General features: G+C 31.5%; 19 protein-coding genes and 1 tRNA gene. 5 read left to right on the plus strand and 15 right to left on the minus strand.

The genetic code is table 11. The features are described from left to right. Positions 1-622, minus strand: a 622-nt coding sequence (locus ACIQ11_RS02605) for an FG-GAP repeat domain-containing protein (protein WP_396152539.1), incomplete at its 3' end; no start/stop codon positions are given. 324 nt (positions 623-946) lie between these two features. Here ACIQ11_RS02605 and ACIQ11_RS02610 point away from each other — a divergent pair. Further along, positions 947-2,116, plus strand: a complete 1,170-nt coding sequence (locus ACIQ11_RS02610) for a hypothetical protein (RefSeq protein ID WP_396152542.1) — start codon at positions 947-949, stop codon at positions 2,114-2,116. A 15-nt stretch (positions 2,117-2,131) separates the two neighbouring features. On the opposite strand, the gene ACIQ11_RS02615 is transcribed toward ACIQ11_RS02610, so the two are convergent. The 5 genes from ACIQ11_RS02615 to ACIQ11_RS02635 all read right to left on the minus strand — a co-directional run bounded on the left by ACIQ11_RS02615 (position 2,132) and on the right by ACIQ11_RS02635 (position 7,065). Beyond that, on the minus strand, positions 2,132-3,037 hold the full coding sequence (locus tag ACIQ11_RS02615; RefSeq protein WP_396152544.1) for a helix-turn-helix domain-containing protein: 906 nt from the start codon (positions 3,035-3,037) through the stop codon (positions 2,132-2,134). A 366-nt stretch (positions 3,038-3,403) separates the two neighbouring features. After that, a complete protein-coding gene (locus ACIQ11_RS02620) occupies positions 3,404-3,538 on the minus strand; it encodes a GIY-YIG nuclease family protein (RefSeq protein WP_396152546.1) in 135 nt (44 codons plus the stop codon). Positions 3,539-3,582: 44 nt separating this feature from the next. Next, positions 3,583-3,656: transfer RNA gene (locus tag ACIQ11_RS02625), tRNA-Asn, on the minus strand. A gap of 77 nt (positions 3,657-3,733) precedes the next feature. Beyond that, complete coding sequence (gene rseP / locus ACIQ11_RS02630; protein WP_396152548.1) at positions 3,734-5,062, minus strand: RIP metalloprotease RseP; 1,329 nt, start codon at positions 5,060-5,062, stop codon at positions 3,734-3,736. Positions 5,063-5,136: 74 nt separating this feature from the next. Further along, positions 5,137-7,065: a M1 family aminopeptidase gene (locus ACIQ11_RS02635; RefSeq protein ID WP_396152550.1), complete on the minus strand. Its 1,929-nt coding sequence runs from the start codon at positions 7,063-7,065 to the stop codon at positions 5,137-5,139. 127 nt (positions 7,066-7,192) lie between these two features. Between ACIQ11_RS02635 and serS the strand changes: the two genes are divergently transcribed. The 3 genes from serS (at position 7,193) to ACIQ11_RS02650 (ending at position 11,480) form a co-directional block, all read left to right on the plus strand. Then, a complete protein-coding gene (gene serS / locus ACIQ11_RS02640) occupies positions 7,193-8,464 on the plus strand; it encodes a serine--tRNA ligase (protein WP_396152552.1) in 1,272 nt (423 codons plus the stop codon). 64 nt (positions 8,465-8,528) lie between these two features. Next, on the plus strand, positions 8,529-10,313 hold the full coding sequence (locus ACIQ11_RS02645; RefSeq protein ID WP_396152554.1) for a tetratricopeptide repeat protein: 1,785 nt from the start codon (positions 8,529-8,531) through the stop codon (positions 10,311-10,313). Between the two features lie 18 nt (positions 10,314-10,331). Next, entirely contained in the window at positions 10,332-11,480 is a 1,149-nt protein-coding gene (locus ACIQ11_RS02650; protein ID WP_396149167.1) for a cystathionine gamma-synthase, read from the plus strand. 44 nt (positions 11,481-11,524) lie between these two features. On the opposite strand, the gene ACIQ11_RS02655 is transcribed toward ACIQ11_RS02650, so the two are convergent. The 9 genes from ACIQ11_RS02655 to ACIQ11_RS02695 form a co-directional block, all read right to left on the minus strand. After that, a complete protein-coding gene (locus ACIQ11_RS02655; protein WP_291242256.1) occupies positions 11,525-11,857 on the minus strand; it encodes a 2Fe-2S iron-sulfur cluster-binding protein in 333 nt (110 codons plus the stop codon). Between the two features lie 2 nt (positions 11,858-11,859). Next, a complete protein-coding gene (locus tag ACIQ11_RS02660; protein WP_396152556.1) occupies positions 11,860-12,918 on the minus strand; it encodes an NAD(P)/FAD-dependent oxidoreductase in 1,059 nt (352 codons plus the stop codon). A gap of 66 nt (positions 12,919-12,984) precedes the next feature. Further along, complete coding sequence (locus tag ACIQ11_RS02665; protein WP_291242258.1) at positions 12,985-13,224, minus strand: NifU family protein; 240 nt, start codon at positions 13,222-13,224, stop codon at positions 12,985-12,987. Between the two features lie 69 nt (positions 13,225-13,293). After that, complete coding sequence (locus ACIQ11_RS02670; protein WP_396152558.1) at positions 13,294-14,430, minus strand: P-loop NTPase; 1,137 nt, start codon at positions 14,428-14,430, stop codon at positions 13,294-13,296. Between the two features lie 148 nt (positions 14,431-14,578). Then, a complete protein-coding gene (locus ACIQ11_RS02675; protein ID WP_396152568.1) occupies positions 14,579-14,899 on the minus strand; it encodes an MGMT family protein in 321 nt (106 codons plus the stop codon). Positions 14,900-14,906: 7 nt separating this feature from the next. Next, positions 14,907-15,542 (minus strand): LysE family transporter, encoded by a 636-nt coding sequence (locus tag ACIQ11_RS02680; RefSeq protein WP_396152560.1) that lies wholly within the window; start codon positions 15,540-15,542, stop codon positions 14,907-14,909. Further along, on the minus strand, positions 15,542-16,216 hold the full coding sequence (gene trmB, locus ACIQ11_RS02685) for a tRNA (guanosine(46)-N7)-methyltransferase TrmB (protein ID WP_353079541.1): 675 nt from the start codon (positions 16,214-16,216) through the stop codon (positions 15,542-15,544). Before trmB ends, ACIQ11_RS02680 begins: the two co-directional genes overlap by 1 nt. Before the next feature lie 53 nt (positions 16,217-16,269). Further along, the gene (locus tag ACIQ11_RS02690) at positions 16,270-17,316 is read right to left on the minus strand and encodes a sensor histidine kinase (protein ID WP_396152562.1); all 1,047 of its coding nucleotides are present in this window, start codon (positions 17,314-17,316) and stop codon (positions 16,270-16,272) included. Continuing rightward, the gene (locus ACIQ11_RS02695; protein WP_396152564.1) at positions 17,306-18,001 is read right to left on the minus strand and encodes a response regulator transcription factor; all 696 of its coding nucleotides are present in this window, start codon (positions 17,999-18,001) and stop codon (positions 17,306-17,308) included. Before ACIQ11_RS02695 ends, ACIQ11_RS02690 begins: the two co-directional genes overlap by 11 nt. 191 nt (positions 18,002-18,192) lie before the next feature. Here ACIQ11_RS02695 and ACIQ11_RS02700 point away from each other — a divergent pair. Further along, on the plus strand, positions 18,193-19,716 hold a 1,524-nt coding region (locus ACIQ11_RS02700; protein WP_396152566.1), incomplete at its 3' end, for a carboxypeptidase-like regulatory domain-containing protein.

Here is a 19,716-nt window from a genome sequence, read left to right on the forward strand (position 1 = left end):
CACCAATAATGTTCGCAATAGCAGGTTGCACTGAACGAGCATTAGAGGTAGCAATTACATATTTTTTCGTCGCAGTGGTTTTATTCGAACCGTTTCCTTTGTAAACAAAATAGCCCGAATTATCAGAAGCGGTAGCTAATATTTCCGAAATCCCATCGCCATCCAAATCGGCAGCGGTTGGAGTACAGCCATTCCAAATTACAGGATTGGATTGAAATTTCTCAGCAATTCCCCAAACAGTTGCTGGTGTTGGATTGTAGGGTCCATAACAATTGGCGTTGGATTGTGCATTTACATTGGTGTTTGCGCCAAGCAATAAAAAAACCAAGGCAAAAGTTGCCACCAAATTTTTGAGGAACCCATTGTTGGTTTTGAAATTAGGCTTTTGAGAACGGTTAGTAACTAAACGAGAAATACAGTTTGGTAAAGAGTTGCTCATGTGAGTTGTATTTAGATTTTGTTTTAATTTGAAAAAATTAAAATTATGTTTGTAAGAAAGTCTTGCTTTTATATTTTCGATGACAGTATTTTTACAATTGGGTTGTAAAACTGTATTTTGGTAATTTGAAGTTGCCTCTGAAATAATTTTCAGATGGTTTGGTTTTTTGTAGAATAGTGTCATATACAAATACTTCTAATTTTATTTTACAAAGTTATTATGTAGTACAAGTTCTACATTTAAAAATTTGTAGATTGATTTACTAATTGCTTAAATACGATGATTTTAGCCCTATGAAAAGACCTAGTTAATTTATTGTTAGCCCTTTTAATCGCTAAAAAAAATTAAAAATAAAACAAACCCTAAAAAAATACGTTATTGTAAAAAAAAACGGTGTTTTATAAAATAAATCCGTGTTTTTTTTACTTTTTAGGAATGATTAGACAGAATTATTACAGTTTTTGGATAAAAAATGTTTTTTTTTGTACATCAAAATAAAACAGCCTTATGGAAAAACTTGCATACTTTTTACAGATAGTAACCACGGTTTGTAGTGCGCTTTTTGCTATTGTTTTTTTGTTTTATAATTGGAACAAAAGTGTTTTTAAAAAACTTTTGGCGATTCAGTTTTTAGTAATATCCTATGGCCTTTTTATTAACTTCTTATCAATTAATAATTTTTTTCCCTATTTTCCTCATTTAAGTAGAACTGGATTATTATGTGCTTTTTTAATGCAACCCTTACAGTTTTTAGCTATTTATAAAATTTTGAATGGTAAAAAAATTCAGTGGTTAGATGTGCTGCATTTTTTGCCTGCATTACTTTATATAGCAAATTTTTACAATTATTTTTTATTACCCGCTTCAGAAAAAATTATTATGTTAGAAACCAACACTATTGCAAAATTTGCAGAAGGTTTTTTACCCGATTATTTTTTACCTGTTTTTTCTATATTTCAAACTACTTTTTATATTATATGGTTTGGTTTCTTATTAAAGAAAATAAAGAAAGAGATTTCTTCAAAAACAGTTTTGTATTTTATTTATTTTATGATGCTCTATATGGTGTTTCATTATTTGCCTCCAGTTATGGTAATTTTGAATTACTATGATACACATAGTATTACTAGTTGGTTACCAGTAATATATGCCACAGTTAATCTAGTTGTTTTCTTTAAAATATTAGCTACTCCAGAGTGGTTATTTTACCAAAAACCTAACAAAGTTGAAGAAATAATAATTATACCTACTTCTTCTCAACAAGAGCCAGGTTTGTTAGAAATGGAGTTAATTACCAAACTTTCTCCAAAAAAATTGCAATTTAGCATAGAGGAAAACCGTCTTTTTGATCGCTTTACGGAAGCTATAGAAGCAGATCAGTTTTTTTTACTTCCTAATTTTAGTCAAAAAAACGTAGCTGAGAAACTAAATGTTTCTGAATATAAAATCCGTTTAATTGTTGAAAAAGCGTATGGAATAAAATTTTCGGAATTTTCAAATTACCGAAAAACATACTTTTTATTAAATGAAATGCGAAAAAATCCACAATGGAAAAAATATTCTTTTGTTGCAATTGCAAGGAAATTGGGTTATTTAAGCACCAATTCTTTTTACTTAAATTTTAAGAGAATATCAGGTGTTACCCCTAAAGAGTATTTCGATTCTTTGGGTAATTAATTTATAATTAAAAAACTACACCGCTTCATTAGAGATGCTTTCATTCTTTTTTAAATTTTCAAAATAAATTTTAGGCGTGCAACCTACTTTGTTTTTAAAATGTGCATAAAAATTATTAACACTGTTAAAACCTATTTGATAAGCTAAATCTTGAAAATTTGTATTAATAGCTGTGTCTAACGGAACTTGTTCTAACAAATAATTAATTCTGAATTCATTTAAAAATTGATTAAAATTTTGGTTTCGAACTAGTTTTATCGACTTACTAATTAATCGCGCTGGAATTTTAATTTCTTTTTCTAAGTGTTTAATAGTATAATCGGGATTTAAAAAAGATTTGTGCAATATAAAGTATTGTTCCGCCTGTTCTATATAGTCGTAGTTTTTGCTTTTAAATGATGTTTTTTTTAACAACTCAATATTATTAATTTCTTTATTCAAAGAAGTTTGATAAATAAAATTTGGAATGAAAAAGAAAGATAGTAATATAAAAAAAGAAGTTAGGAAAGCAACAATATTAGTATTATAAAAACTGTTTAAGTTAACTTCACTAAAGACTTTGGCTGCTATTACAGCTATTAAATTTAAAAGTATATAAACTATCAGTATTTTTAAAAAATGGTTTAAGCTCTTGCTTAATTTGATGGTTTTTTTCCTTCCAAAAACAAGAACTAGTGCCGCGATTGTATAAAAAACAAATGGGGCAAAACGAAGTAAAATAATATCACTATTTGATAAGAAAGAACCATAAGTCCATAAAAAGTTATATCCTTTTTCGTATATTTTGGTAATTATTTCTGCTTTTTCAGCTGCAGATTTTGAATACAAATTCCAAAAGTTGGCTAAAAATAACAACACCGGTAAAAAGTGAATGCTGTCATACCACTTAAATTTTCGTTGGTATTTTTCAAACACTATCATTAAAAATAAAATCGGGATACTTATTCTGGGAACCAAGTCGCTCAATAGCAAAAAATGAGGTAGTTGTACTATTTCTTTAGATAAAAATAAATGGATGGAAAAGGTTCTTAATAAGAATAAAAAAAGTACAGCTGATATCAACTTATGCGTAAGACTTAACTTATAGTTTCTTACCAAAAATATAACCGCCACAAAAATGTTCAAAATGAACAAAGAGGCTGTAAACAAGTCATATATGTTGAAGTTTGATTCCATAACGAATCAAATATAGTGATTTTTTTTAAAATTAAAATTTAACCTTATTATAAATTTACAAATGACATAACAAGTCAGATGCCATTACTGTTTCCAGGAAACTTATTTTTATTAGAATATGGAAGTAAATCTTCTATATTGAGAATTATTAGAATGAAACGCCAATCTTTGCTCTAGATTTTCTGTAAAACCAATATAATGCTTTTCCAACTTTTTAGAAAATAATATGTAAACAAGATTATCCATACTTTATTGTATAAAAAAAGTCCAACATAAATGTTGGACTTTTGCTCCCTCTCTTGGGCTCGAACCAAGGACCCTCTGATTAACAGTCAGATGCTCTAACCAACTGAGCTAAGAAGGAAGTTGCTTGTTTATTTAAGCGAGTGCAAATATAATTGAATTTTTATTTTATCAAAAATATTTAAACACTTTTTTATTTTAATTTGCTAATTTGTCTAAAATCAACTGATAAATGTCTTTTCCAAAGGTTAATGCCATTAAAGAAAGTAGAAAAATCATTCCTCCCGTTTGCACATAACCCGCAGCTTTGTCTGATAATTTTTTCCCTGTAACCATTTCTACAATGGTAAATAATGCGTGTCCGCCATCTAAACCTGGAATAGGCAATAAGTTCATAAAAGCCAAACCAATTGAAAATAAGGCTGTGAAATTCCAAATAAATTCCCAATCCCAAGAATCAGGTAATTGACGTGCAATACCGATAGGGCTTTTTACTTGTTTGTATGCGCCAGTTGCTGGTTTTAGAATTAATTTAAACTGTTTAACGTTATAAACTAACAGTTGATATGATTCTTTTACTGCAGCTGAAATTGCCTCGCCAAAAGAAAGTTTATTAGTAATTTGAAAATCAAATTTATCTTTGGTTTTAGGAATAAATCCTAATTTGCCTTCTGGGTTTACTTTGGCTCTTAGATTTACTAACTTAGAATTTCTTTCAACAACTATATTAATTGAGTCGTTTTTTAATTTTTTTAAGTCTTCAGCAAAAACATCAAAATAACTAAATTGATTGCCGTTTACTGATTTAATTATATCTCCTTTTACTAATTTCGCTTTCGCCGCTTCCGATTTTGGCGTTACCGAATCAATATAAATACTTGAAATTCTTGGTTGTATGAAGTTTTTTCCTTCACTTCCTAAAATTTCACCTTTTTGTTCATCTGTTAAGTTTAATTTTACTTCGGTGCCGTTTCTATCAATAATCACTTCATTACTCAGTAAAACATCAATTACCGCCCAATTAAACTTAGGTTGCAAAGCGCCATCAATTGAAACAATTTTATCGCCATTTTTAAACCCTACACTTTGCCCAACTTCGCCAAATGCTAATCCGTTTTTTTGAATTTTTTCAGTAGAAATGTATTTTTGGCCTACAGTAGAAAACATCATTGTGTAAATAAACCAAGCTAATAAAATATTAACTATAATTCCACCTAACATTACAATTAATCGTTGCCAAGCTGGTTTGGAACGAAATTCCCAAGGTTGTGGTTCTTGTTTCATTTGGTCTTCATCCATACTTTCGTCAATCATCCCCGAAATTTTCACATAACCACCTAATGGCAACCAGCCAATTCCCCATTCGGTTTCACCAATTTTCTTTTTGATTAATGAAAAACCAACATCCATAAACAAGTAGAATTTTTCTACTCGCATTTTAAACATTTTTGCTGTTATATAGTGTCCAAATTCGTGAAGAATTACTAAAACCGATAATATAAAAAGTATTTGTGCAACTTGAATCATTGTAATTTTGATTTGTATTTAAAAAGCAAAAGTAAGGTTTTCACCTTACTTTTTAATATTATTTTATGGTTACCCTATTTTTTTATGAAATTTTTGTGAAATACCCCTTCTGAAGTTTCAATTTTTAAAAAATGAACCCCACTTGAAAGTCCAGAAATATCAATAACATTTTTGAAATCTGTTTTTAAAAGTTGGCCTAAATTATTATAAATTTCAACCTTATATAAAGTTACATTATTAGGAAATTGAATAGTTAATTCGTTTTCTGAAGGAACTGGATAAACAGAAATCGCTGAATTCATATCAAAATTTTCAGTACCTAATGTAGCCGTATTATTTTTAGAAATAATATGTTTATTTGGGTCAAAAGCAACTCCTGTGACTACAAACGGAACTGAAACAATAAATTCTTGAGCATTGGTTGTGTTATTAACTACAACATCTAAAACTTGTGAGCCACTACCTGTTAATCTAATTTCTAAAGGCATTTCAAAAAAATCAACAGAAATATGGGATTGCGTTTGATTAACAATAATTTTTGCTTGTCCTGCGCCCCAATTTTGAGCCGTGATAGTATACGTAGGATATCCTTGATTGTACAACCAATCGTTGAAAAATTCTGTTAAACTGTTGCCATTATCCGCAGCTTCTAAATGCGATTTCAAATTCGCAGAAACGGCGTATCCATAAGCTAAAGCAGGATCAGCTAAATAACTTTTTAACCCTTGAAAAAATTTCACATCTCCTAGTTTCCATCGCAACATATGAGTTATCATCGAGCCTTTATTATAGGTTAATCGTGAACTGAAAATTGTATTTACATTTAATGCTCCAGCATCAGATAAATAAGTAGCGCCTCCAAGTTGTGAAGTAATATTATTAATTTTTCCGTTTTTCCAAATTACAAAATTAGTTGCCCCATCTTGTTCATGAACTAAACCAGACATGTATTCTGTCAATCCTTCATTTAACCAAATGTCTTTCCAAGTACCACATGTGATTTTATTCCCAAACCAATGGTGAGCTAACTCGTGCGAAATTAAATCTCTTCCAAAGCTTCCCATTGATGAAACTGTCGTATGTTCCATTCCACCACCCCAACCAAACTGCGCATGACCATATTTTTCATTTCTAAAAGGATAAGGTTCTAACAAACTTTCAAATAAATTCATAATTCCTGGAGTTACGCCCAACTGATTTTGAATGGTAGTAGTATTTGATTCTGGATACAAATAATTAATTATTGGGAAGAAAGGTGAAGCTACCGTTCCAAGACCAGCTTGTTGATTATACACTACATAATTGGTTACGTTTAATACAATTAAATAGGCCGGAATTGGATATAAATGTTTAAAATGTGTGGTAGCATTAGCACCTGTTACAATTCTACTTTGTTCTAGTCCGTTCGACACGCTATTAAAAGTTGAAGGTGCTGTAATATAGATATCAAAACTGTTGATTTTATCATTTAAATCTTGTTTACATGGCCACCAATCTCTAGCGCCAAAAGGTTCAGAAAGCGTATATATTACAGGAGTTCCGTTATGTGTGCTTCTTGTAAAAGCGCCTTCAGCAGTTGGCGGAATACCTGAGTAAGTAATTATTACTGAAGCACTTGTTCCTGTGGAAATAGTACTCGGGAAATTTATGTTTAATTCGTAATTACTTTGTGAAAAAGTTAAATTTTCACTATTCATAGTAACAGAACTCACTACTAACTGAGTAGCCATATCAAAAGTGATAGAATTCATATTTGCTAAAGCCGTAAAAGTGGTTTTTACAATACCGCTAATAGCAGCAGGTGTATTGTTCGGGTTTACTGTAAAACGCAGTTCGTGATACGTTACATCATAATTTTGTGTGTTCGGATTTACTTGAACATTCATTGTGGACGCGGCCGATTTTGATTCGGATTCCACCATTTTTTCAAATTCTAATTCTGTAGTTTGTGAAAAACAAAAAGTAACAGAGAAAACGAAAAAGAAATGAATAATTTTTTTCATTATTGTAAATTAAAACACGAAACTAAGTAAATATTTTCAATTTTTAAACATTCTACACATTTGTATGCGGACTTTTCTAAAAAATTTACAACAATTCCTTACATTTGCTTTCCAAAAATAAAGAAATATGTTACAAATCCATTTTATTAGAGAAAACAAAGAAGAAGTAATTACGCGTTTAGCGAAAAAAAACTTCGATGCCACTGCCGTTGTTGAACTCGTTGTAGAATTAGACGAAAAGCGAAGAAATACGCAAGTAGAATTAGACAATTTGTTAGCAGAATCTAATAAACTATCCAAAGATATTGGCGAAATGATGAAAAATGGTGAAAAAGCCAAAGCCGAAATCTTAAAAGAAAAAACCACTCAAATTAGAGAAAATTCGAAACAATTAAACGAAAGTTTGAATGCAATTACGAATCAATTGCAAGACGAATTATATAAATTACCAAATTTACCAGCTGAAATTGTTCCTTTTGGAAAAACGCCAGAAGAAAACATAAACGTTTTTGAAGAGGGAGACATTCCTAAATTACACGAAGGCGCTTTACCACATTGGGAATTAGCTAAAAAATATGACATCATTGATTTTGAATTAGGTGTGAAAATCACTGGCGCAGGTTTCCCTGTTTACAAAGGTAAAGGAGCTAAATTACAACGTGCATTGATTTCTTATTTCTTAGATAAAAATACCGATGCTGGTTACAAAGAATACCAAGTGCCGCATTTAGTAAATGAAGCATCCGCATATGGAACTGGGCAATTGCCAGACAAAGACGGACAAATGTATCACGATGCAACGGATAATTTATACTTAATTCCAACGGCAGAAGTACCAGTTACAAATATTTTTAGAGACGATTTAGTTTCAGAAAACGATTTACCTATTTTATGTACCGGTTACACACCTTGTTTCCGAAGAGAAGCAGGTTCTTATGGTGCGCACGTTCGTGGATTAAATCGATTGCATCAATTTGATAAAGTTGAGATTGTTCGCATAGAAAAACCTGAAAATTCTTATGCCGCATTAGACGGAATGGTAGAACACGTAAAAGAAATATTACAAGAATTAAAATTGCCTTACCGAATTTTACGATTATGTGGTGGCGATATGAGTTTTGCATCGGCGTTAACCTATGATTTCGAAGTGTTTTCAACTGCACAAGATCGTTGGTTAGAAATTTCTTCTGTTTCTAATTTTGAAACCTTTCAAGCAAACCGATTAAAATTAAGATATAAAGATGCGAATGGGAAAAACCAATTGGCACACACTTTAAACGGAAGTTCATTAGCCTTACCTCGTGTTTTAGCTGGGATTTTAGAAAATTATCAAACGCCGGAAGGCATTGTAATTCCTGAAGTATTAAGAAAATATACTGGGTTTAATATTATAAACTAATCTTAAATCTTTATTAATAATGCACTGAGCTAACCAATTTTTGTTACTTTAGTGCATTCTTTTTATGAAAAAAATTTATACCATCATATTGTCTTTTTTCTCGCTACTTGTGGTTTCTCAAAACGAACAATTGGCACAAAATTACTTTGATAAAGGTGAATTTGATAAAGCGGCTTCTTTGTATGAAGAAATAGAAAAAAAACAACCTAATAACTTCTATTTTACTCAAAAATTAGTGGCTTGTTTTCAAGGTTTAAAACAGTTTTCTAAAGCCGAAAAATTACTATTAAGCAAAAAAGAAGCAAACAATCAGCCAATTATTTTTGTTGAATTAGGATACAATGCGCAATTAGAAAAAGACCAAAACAAAGCCGATTTGTATTATAAAAAAGCACTTGATGTTGTAGCAAAACAACCCAATTATGCCTATCAAATCGGGCAAGCTTATGAGCAAAAATCGTTATTGCTTCAGGCATATTCCACGTACGAAATAGCACAAAAAACAAATTCAAGTATGAATTTCGATTACCAAATGGCATTGCTTCAAGGTCAAATGGGAAATTTAGATGTGATGGTGGTGAAATTATTAGATTACTCATATGCCAACATAAATTCGACGTTAAGTGTACAAAATCAATTGGTGTTTTTTATGCAAGATGATGCTGAAAATGTATTTGCCAATTCGCTTAAAAAAGAACTTTTACTTCGCACCCAAAAAACACAAGACATTTATTGGAATCAATTTTTAAGTTGGCTTTACATAAATCTGAAAGAATACAACAAGGCTTTTATTCAAGAAAAATCGATTTATAAACGAAATCCAGAATCGTTTGATGACATCATTCAACTGGCACAAATTTGTGTAAATGAAAAGGAAACGGAAACCGCACAAGCTATTTTTGAATTCATTTTACAAAATACAACGGACGAATCAACCATTTTAAATGCACAATATTTTCTGCTAAAAAACGAAATTGAAACTGCAAAACCAGAAACGTATTCATTGATTCAAGCAAAATTTGAAACGTTTTTAAGCCAGTATGGGAATTCGCCGTATGCTATAGATTTACGAATTTTAGCAGCCCATTTCAAAGCCTTTTATTTGAATGATTTTGAAAAAGCAAAAGTACTTTTAGAAGCAACAATGGAAATGCCAATAAATATTCGGCAGAAAGCAAAAGTAAAGATGGAACTTGCGGATGTTTTTGTATTTAACGAAAAGTTCAATCAAGCGATTATTTATTACGCGCAAATTCAAAACGATTTACCTAATGATGAATTTTCGCACGAAGCCAGTATGCGAATGGCAAAAACCAGCTTCTTTAAAAAAGATTTCAATTGGGCAAAAAAACAAGCAGGCGAATTGAAACAAGCTTCAACCCAATTAATTGCGAATGACGCTGTAGAATTGTTTTTGTTAATTAGCGATAATTCTGCAGAAGATTCACTTCAAGTAGCGTTACAAGATTTTTCAAAAGCCGATTTATTAGAATATCAAAACAAACCAAAAGATGCATTAGAAGCATTTTTACAAATTTTAGAAAAACACAAAGGGCAATCTATTGAAGCCGGAACGTTGTATAAAGTAGGAAAAAATTACGAAAAATTAGGTAATTTTGCCAAAGCAATTGGCTATTATCAAACCATTTTAGACAATCACAAAGACGGAATTTATATTGATGAAGCGTTATTTTATTCGGCTGAAATTTATAAAACTCAGCTGAACGATTTAGAAAAAGCAAAAAATTTATACGAAAAAGTAGTTCTCGAACATCCTGATAGTATTTATTTTACCGAAGCCAGAAAACAATATCGCCAATTACGAGGCGACAAACAACAAGGAATATAATAGTAAAAAAACATAAAAATGAAATTCAACACCAAAGTCATTCACGGCAATCAACATCACGATCCAAGTACTGGAGCCGTTATGCCACCGGTATATCAAACCTCAACATTTGTGCAAACAAGTCCAGGTGTGCCTTTAGCAGAAGGATACGAATATAGTAGATTTGCCAATCCCACTCGTACCGCTTTAGAACAAGCGTTAGCCAGTATTGAAAATGGAGTGAGAGGTTTAGCTTTCGCTTCTGGTTTAGCGGCAACAGATTCTGTAATGAAATTATTAAAACCTGGAGATGAAGTCATTGCTATGGACGATTTATATGGTGGCACGTACAGAATGTTTGCTCGTATCTACCAAGAATTTGGGATAAAATTTCATTTTATTGATATGACGAATTTTGAAAAATTTCAGTCGTTAATTAATGAAAATACGAAATTGGTTTGGGTAGAAACGCCAACCAATCCATTAATGAAATTAGCGGATATTGCCGAAATTGCGAAAATTACTAAAAAGCACAACTTGCTTTTTGCAGTAGATAATACCTTTGCCACGCCTTATTTACAAAAACCTTTAGATTTAGGTGCAGATATTGTAATGCATTCGGCAACTAAATATTTAGGTGGACACAGTGACGTTATTGCTGGTGCGTTAATTGTAAAAGATGAAGCGTTAGGCGAAAAATTACACTTTGCGCAATTTGCTACAGGTGGGACTTTAGGTCCAATGGATAGTTATTTAGTATTACGAGGCATCAAAACCTTACATTTACGTGTACAAAGACATTGTGAAAACGGAGCAAAAGTGGCGGAATATTTAGTGAATCATCCAAAAGTAGCCACAGTGTATTATCCAGGATTAGAAAGTCATCCAAATCACGAAATTGCCAAAAAACAAATGATTGGTGGTTTTGGCGGTATGGTTTCTTTCACTTTTAAATCGGGTGCGAAAGCCGATGCGATTAAAATGTTAGAAAAAGTAAAAGTATTCACGTTAGCCGAATCTTTAGGCGGTGTGGAATCATTAGCAAATCATCCTGCATTAATGACACACGCATCAATTCCTGAAGAAAAAAGAAAAGAAATTGGTATTACTGACGATTTAGTTCGTTTAAGCGTAGGTGTGGAAGACATTTCAGACTTACTTGCCGATTTAGAACAGGCGTTTCAATAAAAATTTGATTAAAATAAAAAAGCGAGAACTATTTCTCGCTTTTTTTATTGTTCTGGTGCTATTTCTATTTCCAAGCCCTCTAAGTCTTCCGAAATATGTATTTGACACCCTAATCGACTATTATCTTTCACGTGATAGGCGTCGGCTAACATAGCTTCTTCGTCGTCGTTTCTTTCGGTTTTTAAAACATCGTTAAGTAAATAACATTGGCACGAAGCACACATAGCCATTCCGCCACAAATTCCAACTGTTCCTTCTTCTGCCAATTCATAAGAACGGATGAGTTCCATCACATTCATATTCATATCCGTTGGGGCCAACACTTCGTGTTTCACTCCGTTTCTATCCGTAATAAATAGGGTTACATCTTGACTCATAATTAATCAATTGCTTTTACAACCGCTTTTTCTGCTTCTTTTCTTGTGCCATCAAATCCGTCTACTCCAGAAACAGTCGTGTATTTTAATACATATCGCTTTCCTGGATTAATTCGGTTGTATACGCTTTGACACATTAGTGTGGCTTCGTGAAATCCGCATAAAATTAGCTTTAACTTTCCAGGATAAGTGTTTACATCGCCAATAGCATAAATTCCGTCAATATTTGTTTGGTAATCCAAAGCGTTGTTTACTTTAATGGCATTTTTCTCTATCTCTAATCCCCAATTTGCTATAGCGCCTAATTTTGGTGTTAATCCAAAAAGAGCAATAAAATAATCGGCTGGTACATTCATTTGTTCGCCATTTGTGTCAATGGTAATCGATTCGATTCTTTCCGTACCGTTCAAACTTGAAACTTCAGCTGGTGTGATTAATTTTATTTTTCCTGCAGATTTTAATTCCTGAACTTTTTCTACTGAATCCAATGCGCCACGAAATTCATTTCTTCGATGAATTAATGTAACCGAAGCTGCTACGTTTGCTAAAAAAATACTCCAATCTAAAGCAGAATCACCACCTCCAGCAATTACAATATTTTTGTTTCGATATTTTTCTGGATCTTTTACAAAATAATCGACACCTCGGTCTTCGTTTTCGTAAAATTCTATGTCTTTTAAAACAGGTTTTCTGGGTTCAAACGTTCCTAAACCGCCCGCAATTGCAATGGCTTTTGCTTTGTGTTTTGTGCCTTTATTGGTAGTAACTATAAACGAACCGTCTTCAAGTTTTTCTATTGTTTCAGCCGTTTCAGCTAAAGTAAATCCGGGTTGAAATTGCTTAATTTGTTCCATTAAATTATTAACCAAATCACCCGCTAAAACTTCTGGATAACCTGGAATATCAAAAATGGGTTTTTTTGGATATAATTCCGCTAACTGTCCTCCTGGTTGAGGAAGCGCATCAATAATATGACATTTTAATTGTAATAAACCGGCTTCAAAAACAGTAAAAAGTCCTGTAGGACCTGCTCCAATTATTAATATATCTGTTTCAATCATTTCATTTAAGTCTAAATGTCTAAAGTCTAAAGTTTAAGAATTAACTTTAAAACTTTCGACTAATAACTAATTAACGTTTTCTACTGTTTCTATTTGCGGAACAAACTTTTTGATGGTAGTTTCTACACCCGCTTTCATTGTGCTGATGCTTAAACTGCAACTCGTACAAGCGCCTTGTAATCTAACTTTTACGTGTTTGCCATCAAGAACTTCTACTAATTCAATATCGCCTCCGTCTGAATTTAAAAACGGACGAATTTCAGCTAAAGCTTTCTCAATGTTTTCGGTTATTTCAATTTCTGTCATTTATTTAGACTTTTAGATGATTAGAATCTTTAGATTTTTAGACTGAAATGTCTAAGAAATTTAAAATGTCTATTTTTTCACAGCAGAACATCCTGCCATTGTTGTTATTTTTATTGCTTCTGTAGCAGGTAAATTTTCGTTTCTTTTTACCGTTTCTGCTACTACACTTCTGGCTAATTCTTCAAAAACAGTTTCTAAAATCGTTCCTGTTTGCATTGCTGCTGGTCTTCCATAATCTCCAGCTTCTCTAATGCTTTGTACTAAAGGTACTTCGCCTAAAAACGGCACTTCTAAATCTGCTGCTAAGTTTTTGGCGCCTTCTTTTCCAAAAATATAATATTTATTTTCAGGAAGTTCTTCTGGTGTAAAATACGCCATATTCTCGATAATTCCCAATACTGGAACCTGAATCGCATCAGACATAAACATAGAAACCCCTTTTTTTGCATCTGCTAAAGCAACCGCTTGAGGCGTACTAACTACAACAGCTCCTGTTATTGGTAACGATTGCATAATTGACAAGTGAATATCGCCTGTTCCTGGAGGTAAATCGATTAACATAAAATCTAATTCGCCCCAATTGGCGTCGAAAATCATTTGGTTTAAGGCTTTTGAAGCCATCGGACCACGCCAAATAACCGCTTGGTCTGGCTTAGTGAAAAATCCGATGGATAATAGTTCTACACCATAACTTTGTACCGGTTGCATTTTTGATTTACCGTCAATTTCAACTGAAATAGGTTTAGCCGATTCTACATCGAACATAATTGGCATAGATGGCCCATAAATATCGGCATCTAAAATACCTACTTTGAATCCCATTTTAGATAAAGCAACGGCTAAGTTTGCTGTAATAGTAGATTTTCCAACACCGCCTTTTCCAGATGAAACTGCAATAATATTGCTTATTCCAGGGATTTGTTTTCCTTTAATGGTATTGGCTTCTTCTTTTGTTGGAGCTTCTACTTTAATATTTACCTTAACTTTTGCGTTAGCATCTATTTTTTCGGCAATAACTTTTTTAATATCGGCTTCTGCACGGTTTTTTATATGTAAAGCCGGCGTGGTTAAAATTACATCTACAACTACCTCATCTCCAAAAGTTACTACGTTTTGAACCGCACCACTTTCTACCATATTTTTTCCTTCACCAGCAATTGAAATGGTTTCTAATGCGGTAAGTATTTCTTTTCTATCTAATTTCATTTTATTGTGTAAACTTTTTTACTTTTATTTAAACTGAATCTGAATTGCAAAGATAGTTTGAAAATGACAAATGACAAATGACAAACGATAAAAGTTTGTTAATGCGTGTATAGGATTTATTTATGTGATTAAAACATAGGAAAATCATCTAAAAATCAGGTTTCCAAAAATGTTTTTTGAAATCTATTATTTGATTATCAATTACTTGAATGCCTTCGCTTTCTAACAATTGTTGCATTAAATTAGTGCCTTCAAAATGGTGTTTTCCTGTTAAAAGACCCAAACGATTGACCACACGATGTGCCGGAATATCATCTTGTCCGTGACACGCGTTCATAGCCCAACCGACCATTCTTGCAGAACGACCCGCACCCAACGCTTTGGCAATAGCGCCATATGAAGTTACTTTCCCGTAAGGTATTTTTCGGGCGACTTCGTACACACGTTCAAAAAAATTGTCTTCTTTTATTTTCAAACTACTTATTTAAGTTATAAATGGTGAAAACGGCAATTAATCCAGTAATGATAGCAATTATAAAATTAATGTTTTTAATAAAAAACGCTACTTTATGTTTGATTTTTCTAAACAAAAAAGCATAGCCCATAAATACAATAAATGTCCCTAAAGTTGTTCCAAAAACAAATGCTAAAGCAACTAAATTAGTAAAAAAGTCTTCAATAAAAGCGGATAAATACAAACTTACAAACGCATAATATGGAATTGGAAAAATGTTTAATCCCGAAATAAAAATGCCGTGTAAAAAGGGTTTTAGTTTGCTTTTTGCTGACTTCTTTTTAATTGCGTCTTTAGTATGAATGGCATTTTGAATTCCCTTACCTAAAAAAAATAAGGTTAATAATATAAAAACTAAACTTCCTACAAATTTTAAATTTTGCATTACTTGCGGATGGCTCTCCAAAAAAGTAGCAAAATAAAACGCTAAAACGCTTTGAATACATACCACTAAAATAGCACCATTGATAAACTTTTTAGCTTTGAATAACGTTTTTTTTACGCTATAATTAGCCACAGTCATATTTACAATTCCTGGAGGCAAAACCCCCACAAACGAAAACAAAACTGCAAATGCAAAAGCTAAAAATATCGACATTATTTTATTTTAAATTGAATGTACGTAATGCTTTTATTTATTTTTAAATACTGACTTTCGTAAAAGGTTTGGATACTTGTTACTTCTTCTGGTGCGCCCGCATTATTGTATACGTTATGATTGGCATACAAAACTTCGTGTCCTTCACCGTGTAATAACCCTAAAGTGTAACCGTGCATAAACTCGCTATCCGTTTTTAAATGCATTAATCCGTTAGGTTTTAGTATTTTTTTATAATTCTGAAGAAATTCAGAATTGGTCATACGGTGTTTTGTGCGTTTGTATTTTATTTGTGGATCTGGAAAGGTAATCCAAATTTCATCTACTTCATTTTCATCAAAACAATGTTTAATTAATTCAATTTGAGTACGAAGAAATGCCACATTATTTAGACCGTTTTCTACAGCGGTTTTAGCGCCGCGCCAAAATCGGGCACCTTTAATATCAATTCCAATAAAGTTTTTGTTTGGAAATTTTTCTGCTAATCCTACAGAATATTCGCCTTTTCCGCAGCCTAATTCTAAAACAATTGGGTTATTGTTTTTAAAGAAATCTGAATTCCATTTTCCTTTTAATGCCAAACTATCGCTAACTACTTCTTCACGAGTTGGTTGAAAAACATTTGAAAACGTAGCATTTTCGTTGAATCTTTTTAATTTATTTTTACTTCCCACAACAATTAATTTTATGTTGCAAAAGTATAAAAATTAAAGTTTTGGTAACGCAATTATTTACTCGTTTTCAAGGTAAACGAAAACTCAGAGCCTTTTTGATACGTACTTTGCACAAATATTTTTTCGTTATGTGCTTCAATAATGTGTTTTACGATGGCTAAGCCCAAGCCAGAACCGCCTTCTTCTCTTGAGCCGCTTTTGTTGATTCTGTAAAAACGTTCAAAGATTCTTGACATATGTTGTTGCTCAATTCCTTGTCCGTTATCGTGAATACGCACTAAAATTTTGGTTTTACTTATTTTTTCAACTGCAATTTCTGTGGTTCCATTTTCTTTTCCGTATTTGATGGAATTCATCACTAAGTTTGTTAAAACCTGCTGAATTTTATCTTTATCGGCATAAACAATTATGGGAGAAATGTACTTTTCATCGAACATTAAAATGATGTTTTTGGCATCAGCTTTCATTTCTAAAAGGTCAAAAACATTCTGAATTTCGTTAATAATATCAAATCCTTCAATATCAATGTTTAAATCACCGACTTCAAATTTAGAAATCATATCTAAATCTTGTACAATATTAATTAGCCTTTCAACGCCTTTTGAAGCGCGTTCGATATATTTTACGCGTAAGGTTTTGTCTTTAATAGCGCCGCCTTCAATAAGCGTATCTAAATAACCTTGAACTGTAAAAAGTGGTGTTTTTAATTCGTGAGAAATATTCCCTAAAAATTCTCTTCTATATTCTTCTCGAATATTTAACGATTCGATTTCGATTTTTTTCTCCTTTGCGAAATTTCTAATATCATTTGTTAAAGTAGAAACGTCAGTGGTAACGGTTTTGTTTTGTAAAGAAGTAGCATCTAATAACGACACCTCATCATACAATTTTTTTATGCGTTTGTAGATAAAAACTTCTACACGATATTGCATTAAAAAAAAACTAAAAAAGAATAGCGTTACTGGAAAAACTATAAGAATAAAATAGTTAATTGGCTGAACGAAATTATGATAAACCAACAAACTTAAAACTACAAAAAACGAAATATAAAGTGAAGATTTAAAGGCAAATTTGTATGATTTTTTAAAACTAATCGCCATTTAATTCAATTTTATATCCCACGCCTTTGATGGTTTTAAAAACATCTTCGTCAATTTTTTCTCTAAGTTTTCTGATGTGAACATCTATGGTTCTTCCGCCCACAATTACTTCATTGCCCCAAACTTTATCTAATATTTCGACTCTGGTGAATACTTTGCCTGGTTTTGAAGCTAATAAATATAAAAGTTCGAATTCTTTTCTTGGTAAAACGATGGTAATTCCGTCTTTAATAATTTTATATTCTTCGCGGTTAATTTGCAAATTGCCAACTGTTAACGTTTCAGAATTTTCTAATTCTTCATCTTTAAGTCTGCGCAATAATCCTTTTACTTTGCTAACTAATAACTTTGGTTTTATTGGTTTGGCAATATAATCGTCCGCGCCAACCTCAAAACCAGCTACTTGCGAATAATCTTCACTTCTGGCGGTAAGAAAGGTAATAATAGTATCTTTTAATTCTGGAATTTCTCTAATTTTTTCACACGCTTCCATCCCGTCCATTTCTGGCATCATTACATCCATAATAATTAGATGTGGTTTTACTTTTATAGCCAGTTTAACCGCCTCTTTACCATTTTCTGCTTTGATAACGTGGTAGCCTGCTTGCTCTAAATTATAACCAACAATTTCTAGAATATCTGGTTCATCATCAACCAATAATATTTTTATATCTTTCTTTTTCATATTGAATATAAAAGTAATTAAAATAATTTAACTTGTGTAAAATTATATATAAAAATGAAATAACATAGCTGTTTACTATTATTTAATCTGTTAACACTATCTTAACACTATCTAAACTAATAAATAACTTCTAAGTAACATTTACATAATTAAGGTGGTTCTATTTTTGCATCAAAAATAAACACAAACTCATGAAATTAAAATTTCTACTTATTGGATTATTCTTTACAATAATCTCTTTTGCACAAAATACTGCTAAAGTTAGTGGTATTATTACTGACAAAGACAGCAAACAACCTGTAAGTTTTGTTTCGGTATCTTTAAAAGGAACCATGATAAATGCAGAATCTGACATTAATGGTAATTATGAAATTGCTATGAAACCAGGAAAATATACAATAGTATATGCTTTTATTGGTTATAAAACTTTTGAAAAAGCTATTACTGTTGCTGCAGATGAAACGATAACTGAAAACATAGCCTTACAAGAAAATTCAAATAGTATTGAAGGAATTGTAATTAAAGGCTCTACAAATAAAACCAAAGAAACTGCTTTATTGAAAGAACAACAAAAAGCAGTGGAAATGAAACAAAGCATCGGTGCCCAAGAAATGGACAGAAAAGGGATTAGTAACGTAGAAGAAGGATTAACAAAAGTAACTGGTATTACTAAAGCAGAATCAAGAGGTTTATTTGTTAGAGGTTTAGAAAACAGATATAATAATTTACTAATTAATGATTTACAAGCACCTTCAAACAGTCCGTTTAAAAAAATTATTCCTTTAGATTTATTTCCTACAGATATTGTTGGTGTTTTAAGTGTTTACAAAACATTTAATCCAAATATACCTGGTGATTTTGCTGGAGCAACAATTAATGTAGAAACTTCTGAGCCACAAAGTTCTCAAACAAAATTAAGCTTAGGTTTTGGATATGTTACAGGTAATAATGGAAGTGATTTTTTAATTTCAGAAACAGCTAATAACAATCAAGGGTTTTTAGGAATTCAAAAAGACAAAAGAAAATTAACTCCAGAATATGGTTCAATAAGTGGTTATACTTTAAAACCAAGTGAATATGTTAATGGAAACAAAAACAATTCATGGAATGTTGACAAAATAAGTGCTCCAGTTAATAATAGTATTGGTTTTTCTCATTCTGAAAAATTTAAATTTAAAAACAGTGCCTTTTCTTATTTGTTATCATTAAACGGGGAAAATAAATATCAATACAGAAATGGTGTAGAAAGAAATTTTAATGACGGATTACCCAACTTTTTTAATAATTTAGAAACTACAAGTTATAGTTATCAAACAAACTCATCTGCTTTAATTGCTTTAAAATATAAAACTGACAGATTACAAGTAAATACAAATTCATTTTATTTAAGAACAACTGAAAGTTTAATTCAAGATCAATTTGGAGTAATTGGAAATAATTACAGTGCACCAAATAGATTAATTAGAACAAATCAGTTTGAACAATCTGATTATTTTAATAATCAATTGTTAGTTAATTATAAATTAACTTCTAATGAAAAACATACTGTAAAAGGAGGTATTTCATATGTAAAAACTATTTATGAATTACCTGATAGAAAATTTTTAACTTTAGATAAAAATAATAACGGAACCTATTTAAGTAGATACGGTGGAAACAATTTAAATCGTCAACATTTTAGTATTAAAGGTAATTATTATGTGAGTGGTCTTTTT

Source organism: Flavobacterium sp., from assembly GCF_044361065.1.
Classification (GTDB): domain Bacteria; phylum Bacteroidota; class Bacteroidia; order Flavobacteriales; family Flavobacteriaceae; genus Flavobacterium.

Bases quoted from the DNA above. Each gene is read 5' to 3' on its own strand.
- ACIQ11_RS02610 (WP_396152542.1), top strand. From the start codon at position 947: ATGGAAAAACTTGCATACTTTTTACAGATAGTAACCACGGTTTGTAGT.
- ACIQ11_RS02615 (WP_396152544.1), bottom strand. From the start codon at position 3,037: ATGATAGTGTTTGAAAAATACCAACGAAAATTTAAGTGGTATGACAGC.
- ACIQ11_RS02620 (WP_396152546.1), bottom strand. From the start codon at position 3,538: ATGGATAATCTTGTTTACATATTATTTTCTAAAAAGTTGGAAAAGCAT.
- rseP (WP_396152548.1), bottom strand. From the start codon at position 5,062: ATGATTCAAGTTGCACAAATACTTTTTATATTATCGGTTTTAGTAATT.
- ACIQ11_RS02635 (WP_396152550.1), bottom strand. From the start codon at position 7,065: ATGAAAAAAATTATTCATTTCTTTTTCGTTTTCTCTGTTACTTTTTGT.
- serS (WP_396152552.1), top strand. From the start codon at position 7,193: ATGTTACAAATCCATTTTATTAGAGAAAACAAAGAAGAAGTAATTACG.
- ACIQ11_RS02645 (WP_396152554.1), top strand. From the start codon at position 8,529: ATGAAAAAAATTTATACCATCATATTGTCTTTTTTCTCGCTACTTGTG.
- ACIQ11_RS02650 (WP_396149167.1), top strand. From the start codon at position 10,332: ATGAAATTCAACACCAAAGTCATTCACGGCAATCAACATCACGATCCA.
- ACIQ11_RS02655 (WP_291242256.1), bottom strand. From the start codon at position 11,857: ATGAGTCAAGATGTAACCCTATTTATTACGGATAGAAACGGAGTGAAA.
- ACIQ11_RS02660 (WP_396152556.1), bottom strand. From the start codon at position 12,918: ATGATTGAAACAGATATATTAATAATTGGAGCAGGTCCTACAGGACTT.
- ACIQ11_RS02665 (WP_291242258.1), bottom strand. From the start codon at position 13,224: ATGACAGAAATTGAAATAACCGAAAACATTGAGAAAGCTTTAGCTGAA.
- ACIQ11_RS02670 (WP_396152558.1), bottom strand. From the start codon at position 14,430: ATGAAATTAGATAGAAAAGAAATACTTACCGCATTAGAAACCATTTCA.
- ACIQ11_RS02680 (WP_396152560.1), bottom strand. From the start codon at position 15,542: ATGTCGATATTTTTAGCTTTTGCATTTGCAGTTTTGTTTTCGTTTGTG.
- ACIQ11_RS02690 (WP_396152562.1), bottom strand. From the start codon at position 17,316: ATGGCGATTAGTTTTAAAAAATCATACAAATTTGCCTTTAAATCTTCA.
- ACIQ11_RS02695 (WP_396152564.1), bottom strand. From the start codon at position 18,001: ATGAAAAAGAAAGATATAAAAATATTATTGGTTGATGATGAACCAGAT.